General features: G+C 36.9%; 8 protein-coding genes. 3 read left to right on the top strand and 5 right to left on the bottom strand.

What is annotated here, in order from left to right; genetic code table 11:
* Positions 1–201: 201 nt before the first annotated feature.
* Genes N0B29_RS12910 through N0B29_RS12895 form a run of 4 tightly spaced genes read right to left on the bottom strand, consistent with a single transcriptional unit; the run spans position 202 to position 5735 of the window.
* Positions 202–783, bottom strand: a complete 582-nt coding sequence (locus tag N0B29_RS12910; protein WP_263834140.1) for a helix-turn-helix transcriptional regulator — start codon at positions 781–783, stop codon at positions 202–204.
* Positions 784–2118, bottom strand: coding sequence for an HlyD family type I secretion periplasmic adaptor subunit (locus N0B29_RS12905; RefSeq protein ID WP_263834139.1), 1335 nt, complete (start codon positions 2116–2118; stop codon positions 784–786).
* The gene (locus N0B29_RS12900) at positions 2115–4295 is read right to left on the bottom strand and encodes a type I secretion system permease/ATPase (RefSeq protein ID WP_263834138.1); all 2181 of its coding nucleotides are present in this window, start codon (positions 4293–4295) and stop codon (positions 2115–2117) included. The genes N0B29_RS12905 and N0B29_RS12900 overlap by 4 nt, the downstream gene beginning before the upstream one ends.
* 36 nt (positions 4296–4331) lie before the next feature.
* Positions 4332–5735: a TolC family outer membrane protein gene (locus N0B29_RS12895; protein ID WP_263834137.1), complete on the bottom strand. Its 1404-nt coding sequence runs from the start codon at positions 5733–5735 to the stop codon at positions 4332–4334.
* 237 nt (positions 5736–5972) lie between these two features.
* Here N0B29_RS12895 and N0B29_RS12890 point away from each other — a divergent pair, with 237 nt between their 5' ends.
* The 3 genes from N0B29_RS12890 (at position 5973) to N0B29_RS12880 (ending at position 8478) form a co-directional block, all read left to right on the top strand.
* Positions 5973–7127, top strand: coding sequence for a sensor histidine kinase (locus N0B29_RS12890; RefSeq protein ID WP_263834136.1), 1155 nt, complete (start codon positions 5973–5975; stop codon positions 7125–7127).
* Entirely contained in the window at positions 7120–7809 is a 690-nt protein-coding gene (locus N0B29_RS12885; RefSeq protein WP_263834135.1) for a response regulator, read from the top strand. The genes N0B29_RS12890 and N0B29_RS12885 overlap by 8 nt, the downstream gene beginning before the upstream one ends.
* A 99-nt stretch (positions 7810–7908) precedes the next feature.
* Positions 7909–8478: a toxin-antitoxin system YwqK family antitoxin gene (locus N0B29_RS12880; protein WP_263834134.1), complete on the top strand. Its 570-nt coding sequence runs from the start codon at positions 7909–7911 to the stop codon at positions 8476–8478.
* 78 nt (positions 8479–8556) lie between these two features.
* Here the strand turns inward: N0B29_RS12880 and N0B29_RS12875 are convergent.
* Positions 8557–11114 (bottom strand): VCBS domain-containing protein (locus N0B29_RS12875; RefSeq protein WP_263834133.1); only part of this gene is annotated, 2558 nt, incomplete at its 5' end.

Here is an 11114-nt window from a genome sequence, read left to right as displayed (position 1 = left end):
ACCATAGACGAGTTCATCTTTAAAGACCTGATCGCCTGCTTTGAGCTCTCTGATCTGACCGTGTGCATCTTTTGCGAAAAAGATACCATTTTGGAGTGATTTAATGTATCCAATAACCTGTGCCATGATTCATCCTTTGTAGAAAATTTGTATAGAAAAATTCTAACAAAGATGAAAAAACGATACTAGTGTACTTGGGTACTAATTGCGAAGTAACAGAGCAAGAGCAAGTCTATCCTTAATATTTAGTCGGCTGTAAATAGCGGTTGCATGTGCTTTTACAGTACGAACTGTAATATCTAGCTTTTGAGCAATCTCTTTATGAGAATCACCTTGCGAAAGTAAAATAGCCACTTCTACCTCACGATGACTAAGAGGTTCAAGTGGATTTGTCTCTTTTTTTGGCATTGTGGGAAGTTCCTGAATCATCTGGTTAATGTATTCTGGTGACAACCAAATATTGCCCTCTTGAATAGCCTGACATGCTGAAACTAAATAAGATTCATGCATCATTGTATTTCCATATCCTTTGGCACCCAACGCCAACACAGAGCGTGCTTGTTCAAAAGTTGGAGTTGTGGAAAGGACCATTACATGTAAAGCAAAAAGATTCTTTTTTTGAATATCATTTAATTGGCATAAAACATTATCATGAATCATAACCATAGTATCGCCACCAAGAGAAGAAGGGAGTGATTCTCTAAAAATAGGGTGAAAAGAAGATAAAATAACTGACCATCTTTTTTGTATAATTTTATTTTTTGAGATAATATAAAGTGTCATTTATCGCTCCGTAAACATATATTGTTTCGCTTTTAAAATCGGCTTTAAGATATACTGCATCACTGTTTTTTTACCCGTTATAATATCAACGTTGAGTGTCATACCCGGTGTAATATTGAGCGGCTTTTCTTCTGTACCAAAATACTTTTTATCTGTTTGTACCCTAACAATATAATAAGTATTATCACGTTTATCTGTCATTGAATCGGGACTAATGGTCACGACTTTACCTTTGAGTGAACCATAAATCGCAAAATCATACGCGGTTACTTTTACAATGGCTTCTTGACCAGGGTATAAAAATGCAATATCCGAAGGTTTTACTTTAACTTCTGCCAAAAGACCATCTTCTGTTGGAACAATTTCGATGAGATTATCGCCAGGTTTTATAACACCACCAATGGTATTGACATAGAGTTTTTGCACAACTCCATTAATAGGCGATTTAAGGGTTGTTCGCACCACTTGATCTGCATACGAAGCACTCTCTGCAGTGATGCGGTTAAACTCTGTTTGCGCATCATTGAGTTCGAGTTGGGCTTTGGTTGTAAATTCAGAACGCACCTCTTGCATCTTGTTTTCGATTTCAGAGATCGCTGCATCCAGTCTTGGTATAGAGGCTATCATTCCATTGCAACGCTCTTCAAGGCTACTAAGCTCTCTTTGAAGTTTTAAAAAGTCTACTTTTGATTTAACGCCCTCTTCTACCAACGGTGCGGAAATTTTAACTTCTTCTTTGATGTAGGAGAGTGCTTTTTTCTGCTCAGAAATACGCCCTTGTGTTTCTAATTTATCATTTTTCTTTTGTGTATATTGCTCATTAAGTCCTGAGAGTTGTGCGTTTAAGCGCTCTTTGTTGGAAACAAAAAGATTTCGCTCTTGTAGTATTTGAGACGGAATCTCTTTAAGGTCAGCTTCCGTAGGCAAAAATTCTGTGTTCGTCACTTCGGCTTTTAGGCGAACCATTTTTGCGCGAAGTTGTGCTGCTTTATAGCCCATACTCTCATAGGTGGAAGCTGATTTTAGATTATTGACTTTGAGCAAAACTTGATCTGCTTTAACCGTTTCACCCTCTTTGACCAAAATATCTTCTAAAATGCCACCCTCTAAATGTTGAATCATTTGATTTTCGCCACTAGGAACAACTTTGCCATCACCTCTGACGATCTCATCAATAGGAGAAAAAGACGCCCAAAGCAAAAAAAGCGAAATACTAAAAACCCAAAAAAAGATAACCCAACGAAACTGTTGAGGATTTTCTTCTAAAACAGCAGCAGAAAGACTGCGCATAAAGGCATAATCGCGCGCATCGAATGAAAACTTTTTTTTACTCATAGACTTTTCCCCGCCAATTTTGCTAAAACCTCATTTTTGGGACCATCTAGATAGATTTGACCTTCATGCATCACAATAATACGATCCACTATCTCTAAAAGTGTATTTTTTTGGGTAATAAAAATAGCTGTTTTATCTTCAATATAACTTCTAAGATTAGCAATCAGTCGTGCTTCACTAAGCTGATCCATAGCATTGGTAGGCTCGTCCATCATGACAATAGGAGATTCAAATAAAATTGCTCTTGCAATTCCTATACTCTGTCTTTGACCGCCTGATAGCCCCATACCTCGTTCACCAATAGCCATTTCATATCCTAAAGGATGCCTTTTAATAAATTCATCAGCACCTGAAATCATGGAAGCACGTAACATTTGCTCATCGCCAACACGAGATGAACGATAAACAATATTGTCTTTAGCGCTACCCTTAAAAAGATTAATATCTTGGGCAACATAAGAGATATTTTTACGCAAATCAATAGGATCTATCTGATTAATGTCAATACCATCGATAAAAATTGACCCACTTTGTGGCTCATAAAGATGAAGCAAAAGTTTTGCAATCGTGCTTTTACCCGAACCAATACGTCCAATAATGGCAATTTTTTCTTTAGGCTTTATTGTGAAGGAAACATCTTTGAGAGATTGATGTTCATTGGCATCATAAGAAAATGTGACATTCCGAAATTCTATCTCACCTTGTAAATCAGGACGTGTAATAAACTTCTTACCATGCGGTCGTTCAGAGGGCTGTGTGATAATGTTATTGATAACATCATACGCTGATTTTGCATCTGAATAGTTTGAGATCAAAGATGCCGCTTGTCCCATAGGAGCCACTGTTCTTGATGCGATAATGATAATACCGATAAGCCCACCCATAGACAATTCATGTTGACCTATCAAATAAACACCGACAATAACAAGTAAAACCGTTGTCAGTTGAATTAAAAAGCCTGTAATGGTTGAGATGGATGTTGAAATCATACGAGATCTTAAACTCTTTTGAGCAATCTCACCCGTAGCTTCTTCCCATGCCCACTGCATGTGCCCTGTAACACCCAATGTTTTAAGGGTTTCTATATTTTGTAATGTTTCTATTAAGATAGAACTTTTGGCAGCAGATGCTTTATGCGATTCTTCAATGCTTTCACGTAACATGTGACGCATAAAGAAAGTATATCCCAAGATAATGATCATCATCAAAAGGGGTACAACAACCATCCAACCACCAATATAGCCTATAACAAATAAGAAAAGAATCGCAAAAGGCATATCGACAAGAACCGTCAAGGTTGCGTTGGTCAAAAAGGATCGAATCATATCAAAATCTTTAAGATTACTGGCAAATGAGCCTACTGATTTTGGATGTGAAGCCATTTGAAGGTCTAACACTTTTTCAAAAACAATAGACGACATAATGACATCACTTTTTTTACCCGCACGTTCCAATAAAATAGCTCTAGCAAACTTTAAAAATGTATCCAATGAATAAACAACTAAAACACCCGATGCAAAAACCCAAAGTGTTTCAGTAGCATTATTGGGGATAACCCTATCGTAAACACTCATGGTAAATAACGGACTGACTAATACAAAAAGGTTGATAAGAATTGTGGCATATAAAACATCACGATAAAAACCCGTAGAGAGTTTAAGTGTATCCCAAAACCAATGGTTATTTTTAACATTGAGTGTCAATGAGTCATTTTCATCATAAACAAAAGGTCTCTTAATGAGAAAGGCAAAGCCTGTATACTCAGAAGCCAATGCTTCAACCGAAATAATTTCTTCAATTGCTTCAACACCAGGCAGAACAATTTTACATGTCTTATGATCTGCGCTAAAGGAGTGTAAAATACATGCCTGAGAATTTTTAAGCAATAAAATAATTGGCAACTGTAAAGGAGAAATATCTGAAATCTTTTTAGTGACAAGTGTACTTTTTAAACCAGCCCTACTCGCCGCACGTGCAAAAAGCCCTTTAGATTGCTTTAAATTGTATAGCCCTTGTGTCTCTTCCTTAGGAGAAAGAGGCAACCCAGCCATCAATGCTTCAGCACTAAAAGGCTTATGATAGAGTTGCGTAAAGAGAACCAAACATTGAAGCAAAGGATCAACCGAGAAGGCTAATCCTTGTGGATCTTCGATCCTTTGCTCATTTTTATCTTCCATATTTAAAAACCACCATTCCCATAAAATAACTAATGTTTATTCTTTAGCCTCACGCTTTTCAAAAAGAAGAGTGCCAAGATCAGAGTCGTGATCTAATTTACCATCTACAACATCAAGTTTGACACGTTTTGTATAATCTAAAGCTTTAGAGCCAAGAACATTTTGAACCATAGTGCCCATTGCATCTAAAATTCTGTAGTTAGCAAAGGTAAGGTCATTTTGAGCTTTGATGACTTGAGTACGAGCAGATACATAATCATTTTGCGCCACTAAAAGATCTAACAATGTTCTACGACCTAAATCATACTCTTGTTGATAAAGTTCAAGGGTTTTAGCACTGGTTTTAGAATATTTTACAAGGTAATCAAGTTGTTGTGCAACATACGTTTTTGCACTCCATGAAAGTCTTCCTTGCTCATCAAGTTTACGAATGACATCACGTTTATTCTCTTGTTCGCGTGAAATTTGAGTCATACTTTTTGCAACTTGTGCTTCATCAGCACCACCACGGTAAAGATTGTAAGAAATTTTAATGCCTACGGCACTTCTTTCATCTCTTCCTGGAGTTCCACCAATATCATCTGCCCAGCTTTTACGAGCATACGCATCAATTTTTGGATAGTAGTTTTTATAAGCTGCTGAACGTTGTGCTTCAGCTGCTTTAATGTTATAGTGACTTACTAAAACAGAAGGATTGTACAGGCGTGCAAACTCTTTCATTTCATCTTCACTTGAAGGCAATGTTCCTGAAAAAGAGATTTTTTCTAACTCTTCAGCTTTTACATATCGCCCCAATACGCGCTCAAGGTTAAACTGCGCGTCTTCAAGGTTGTTTTGAGCAACAATGTAGTTAGATTGGGCTAATGACAGGGAGGTATCTATCTTTTCAAACTCTGAACGTGTTGTTGAGCCTGAATCAAATAATCTTTTGACTTTACGAAAGATCTCTTCGTGAAAAGCAACACTCTCTTTTGCAATTACAAGCGTATCTCGTGCTTTAAGAACGGCAATGTATTGGTTAATAAAGCTGTAAGCAACATCATTGGCATTTTCAATATAATTATTTGCCGCTGCCAAAATGCGAGCTTTTTGATAGTCTGCTTCATACAATGTTCCAAAGCCATTAAAAAGATTTTGCGTGAGTTGCAACGAATGCTCGTAACTGTAAAGTGAACGACTATTAAAATTCGTAGTAGGACTATCTGTTTTTGCTTTTTCAAAATCTCCTGAATAATCAAGAGATGGAAGATATTGTGATTCAGTGACACGAAGATCTTCAAGCGTTGATTGATAATTGTGCAACCGCTCTTGAACAACAGGATGTGTTGATAAAACCTCGTCAACACCTTCTTGAAGTGTCAAAGCATTGAGCGAAGCTCCTGCAAAACACAAGGGAATTACCATAAGACGAACAAGTCTCTTGTTTGAACCAATTAACATATCAACCTCCATTAAATTATTTTATCTTTAATACAATCCCATTGATATACTACATAATTCATATATCAAATCCTACTTACTTTCTTTATACTTTAGACGTAATTCATAAGTATATACACGCGTACAATATGCTTTCTTTACAATGAATTATATAAAACAGAAACCACATTTTAGTCACACTATATTATAAAAGTCTTACTATGTATGATTTAAGTTAAAACTTGATAAATTTAAGCCATGAAAGCATCTAATTTACCATTCAGCGCCGAAATCAAAAGAGCCACTGAGGAAAGAAGAAAAAAACTCATATTGGTTATTCATGCCGTATGTTTTTTTATTTTTTCTATCCATATCCTTCTAGATACATACTATCAGGATTACAAAAGTGTTCCTTTTACATCAACAATGTTTATACTTGTTACATTATCATTTTTTATTTTTTATCAAAAAGGTAAATATGATCATGCTTCGTATGCTATTTTGATGATACTTGCCGTCGAAACAATCGCTGTTGTCTTTATATATCATTTTGATGATTACACACCTGGGTTTATATTTCCTTTCATATTGGCTACATTTTCTCTTTTTAGCTGGAAACGAGGACTCATATTTAGCATTACTTTCTTACTTTTTTTAGTATTAGCACTTTTTTATTATCAAGAATCTTTACATGTAAGTGTTTTTTTGCATAATGAAGTGGCTATCCCAAATTTTATATCTATTTTATTAATTACGTTTGTCTTTGCCATCTATTACGAAACAACGCGCATTGATGCCTATAAAAGACTTATCAACTCAAATTATAAAAAAGATCTGCTCTACAATGAAATCCATCATAGAGTCAAAAATAACCTCAATATCGTCTCTTCAATGCTCGCCATACAAGCTGAACAAGAAGACCAAAAAACTCAAGAAATCATTCAAGCTAGCAAAAATAGAATAGACGCTATGGCAATGGTTCATTCAATGCTTTATGTCTCTAATGATCTTGAAAAAGTCAATGCCAAGCGCTTTATAGAAAAATTATATTTAAACATTCAAAGCACCATCAATGACCATGTCAAAATAGTCTTTAAGTCTCAAGAGATAGAACTTTCGCTCAATGAAATCATCCCCATAGGTTTAATTATCAATGAACTTGTCACCAACAGCTTTAAATACGCATTTAAAGAGACTAAAAATCCAAAAATCGTCATTGTTTTGAACAGCCATAAGAATAATATTTTATTAACATATTTTGACAATGGCATAGGATATGATCTCAATAAGATACAAAATTTCGGTCTAAAATTAGTTAATTTGAATGTTAAGCAATTAAAAGGAAATTTAAAAATTTCCTACAAACATGGACTATGCTACAAAATAATTTATAAGAGAAGTTCAAATGTATAAAATACTAATCGTAGAAGATGAATTAATTGCAGCTGAATACCTAAAAATGATTTTAGAAAAAAAGGGCTGGAATGTCGTGGATATTGTCGATAATGGCGTAGAAGCTTTAGAAAGTATTCGCAAACACAATCCTCATTTAGTTTTAATGGACATCATGATTAAAGGTTGTAAAAGTGGTTGTGAAGTAGCGATTGATATTCGCAATATCAGTAACTGTTCCATTGTGTTTACAACAGCCTATGCAGATGATGAAATGATAAGTTATGCAATGGATGCAAAAGCCGATGGTTATATCATCAAACCTTACAATGAAAGAGAAATTTTCGCCATTATTTCTCTCCTAAGTGCAAAACAAAATCATTGTCGAATTACAAAAATAAGTAAAATCATAGGTGGATTTTATTTTAACCATGAAACTAATTTACTGTATAAAAATGATGAAATTATCAAAATTGGTTCCAATGCATTAAAACTGATCCAAACCCTTTGCGATCACAAAAACACCTGTGTTAGCTATGAAAAACTGTATGCAACCCTCTGGGACGATGAGATCAATCTTAAAAAACTTCAAATGGTCATCTACCGAATAAGAGAAATATGTCAAATTGACTTTTTTGAAAATATCAATGGTGTTGGGTATCAAATAAAAATCGACTATACGAATTTAGCCGGAACCCATTAAAAATATCTTTTAATTGTATTGCTCATCTGAATTTAAAGCGTATCGTTGAATTTAAAATGCTAAGATTGCACACAAAAAAGCATTACACGGAGATAAAGCATGAAATTATGGATGTTACTTTTTTTAAGTTTATCACTCTTCGCCACTGAAAAAATTTATGAGTATGGTGACTTAGATGAAAGATCTGATGGTGTATTGGTTGAGACTAAAACACAAAATCCTGCTAATGGTATAGGCAAGTTTTATTATGAGACAGGAGAATTGCGAGGAGAGACACCTTTTAAAAATGGCATCAGAGAGGGTATGGGTAAAACCTATTACATCTCTGGAAAACTTCATGGCGAGACACCTTTTAAGAATGACAAAATAGAAGGTCTTAAAAAAGAGTATTACGAGTCTGGAAAGCTCCAAAGTGAAACTCTATTCAAGAATGATAAAGCAGAAGGCATAGCCAAGATCTATTACGAATCTGGAAAACTTCAAAGTGAAACACCGTTTAAAAACAATAAAGCAGAAGGTAAAGCCAAACTCTACTATGAATCTGGCAATATTGCAAATGAAATAGAGTTTAAAGAAAGTAAAGCGATCAAAGGTTTTGGCTACGATGAAAAAGGCAATAAAGTGCAAATGAGTAATACTGAACTTGATAGCATTAGCAACAGCAACTAACACACACTCCCACCTAAAAACGATCAAAATAACTTCTTACATGTAAACAAAGAGGAGGATAACCCTCCTCTTTGTGCCTTATGAAAAATCAGTATGCACAATAGTATCTTGAAGATCGATGCACACTTTAGTGACGCCATCATCCAATGTACCTTCATAACGCGTAAACCCAGCATCAACTCCCGTTTGGTCAGTAAGCGGTGACCATAACGCTAAGTGTCCTGGATCAACTGTGCTAGCAACGCTATCATTCGTATCGCCTATCACTTTTAAGATCGTATCAGCATTATCAGTAATCTCAAAAACATCATTAGGATTGAGATTGACGATTGAAACACTGGCTTTTGAAAGATCTAAAATCTCAATATTCTCAATTTTAGTATCACCAATGGTACTAAAATCAACCGTCGAATCTTTAATAAGCAACGTATCAATACCACTACCGCCATCGGCTTGAACGTCATGGCTATCATAGACAAGAGTGTCATTTCCAGCATCGCCATAAAGTGCATCTGCTCCTGTCCCTCCATCTAAGATGTCATTGCCATCGCCTCCATGAAGCACGTCGTTACCATCACTTCCATGAAGTATGTCATTGTCTGCATCACCATAGAGCGCATCGTCACCATGACCACCCTCAAGGAAATCATTACCGGAACCTGCATGAATAACATCGTTACCATCATGCCCATCTATATAATCATTGCCTGTCGTACCCAGAAGTGCTGAATCATCACCTGATGTTCCCGATATTTCAGTATAAGCTGTTTGCGTCGTTGTCGCAAAATCAGGATTATCCCACGATGTGACACTACTTGATATCGCATTGATCTCATCAGTTCCCATATAGTGATCTGTTGTGAATGTCACCGTAGCATCAGGGTCGACAGAATAATAGCCATCTGTTGCAGCTTGTATGACACCATTCTCATAAAGTATTGCGTCCATAGGAAGTGTTGATTGATCGATCATTACTTGACCTAGTGTTTCACTACTATCTGTAAGTCCCGCTGCAATATTGATGTTATATTCCACCGATATATCAGAAATTAAGCTCACACTATCAATTTTGAACTCAGCGTTTTTATCTGCACTGGTCGAGAAGTTATCAATACGTACGGTATTAAAGTATTCATCAGCACTCAATTCCAAATGAACAGGAGTATTGTTTGCATGTGGCAAAAGTGTATCAATTAAAACATCTTTAACCACAACACCGTCTCTTAAAAAGACGATACGTCCATCATCAACACTTGTTTTATAGCTCTTAATATCAATAGCAGCTGTTTTGGTATAACCATCAAAAATAATATCTCCCGTGGTACTTCCTGCATTAAGGTGCCCATTAAAGATGGGGGCTGGATATTCAGGACTAATGATAACATCACCTTGCGCTACACTCACTTGTAAGAGAGGAGCATCCGCGACAGGGGTTACGTTAATGGTCACATCTTGGGTGTCTGTAGCACCATTCGTATCCGTGATAGTGTACATTAATTCAATACCACTACCGCTGTAATTAGAGCTTGGCATAAATGTATATGTTCCATCATGATTATCAACCAATGATCCATTGGCACCATTCATCAAGGTCACGTTGTCTATGCTTAAAACATCGTGAGAATCGACGTCTACGGCATTAGCAAGCAACTGTGCATCTGTAATTGTAATAGCTGTATCCTCAGCCGTCGTAAAGACTTTAGACTCTGCCATTGGACCATCATTGGTTCCGGTAATGGTCACCGTTACACTGCTTGGTGTTCCATCGATACTTGCGACATTAAAGGTATCACTGATCTTATCGCCAGCGTTCAGTGAGTCATAACTCTCATTAGCGGTATACGTCCATGTTCCATCACTGGCAATACTAAAGGTTCCGTAAGTTCCAGCGACACTGCTTTGAGCGACGTAAGCTGCTTCACCTTCATCCACATCGGTAACACTCAACGCTCCTGTGGTGGTAAGCACAGCATTGGTCTCTTCAAGTCCAACACTTGCACTACTGAGGATGGCAGTATCATTGGTTCCGGTAATGGTCACCGTTACACTGCTTGGTGTTCCATCGATACTTGCGACATTAAAGGTATCACTGATCTTATCGCCAGCGTTCAGTGAGTCATAACTCTCATTAGCGGTATACGTCCATGTTCCATCACTGGCAATACTAAAGGTTCCGTAAGTTCCTGCCACACTGCTTTGAGCAACATACGCTGCTTCACCTTCATCCACATCGGTAACACTCAACGCTCCTGCGGTGGTAAGCACAGCATTGGTCTCTTCAAGTCCAACACTTGCACTACTTAAAATGGCAGTATCATTGGTTCCGGTAATGGTAACGGTTACACTGCTTGGTGTTCCATCGATACTTGCGACATTAAAGGTATCACTGATTTTATCACCAGCGTTCAGTGAGTCATAACTCTCATTAGCGGTATACGTCCATGTTCCATCACTGGCAATACTAAAGGTTCCGTAAGTTCCTGCCACACTGCTTTGAGCAACATACGCTGCTTCACCTTCATCCACATCGGTAACACTCAACGCTCCTGCGGTGGTAAGCACAGCATTGGTCTCTTCAAGTCCAACACTTGCACTACTTAAAATGGCAGTATCATTGGTTCCGGTAATGGTAACGG

It is taken from the genome of Sulfurospirillum oryzae (assembly GCF_025770725.1).
Lineage (GTDB): Bacteria > Campylobacterota > Campylobacteria > Campylobacterales > Sulfurospirillaceae > Sulfurospirillum > Sulfurospirillum oryzae.
This window is presented reverse-complemented; position numbering and strand designations above follow the sequence as displayed.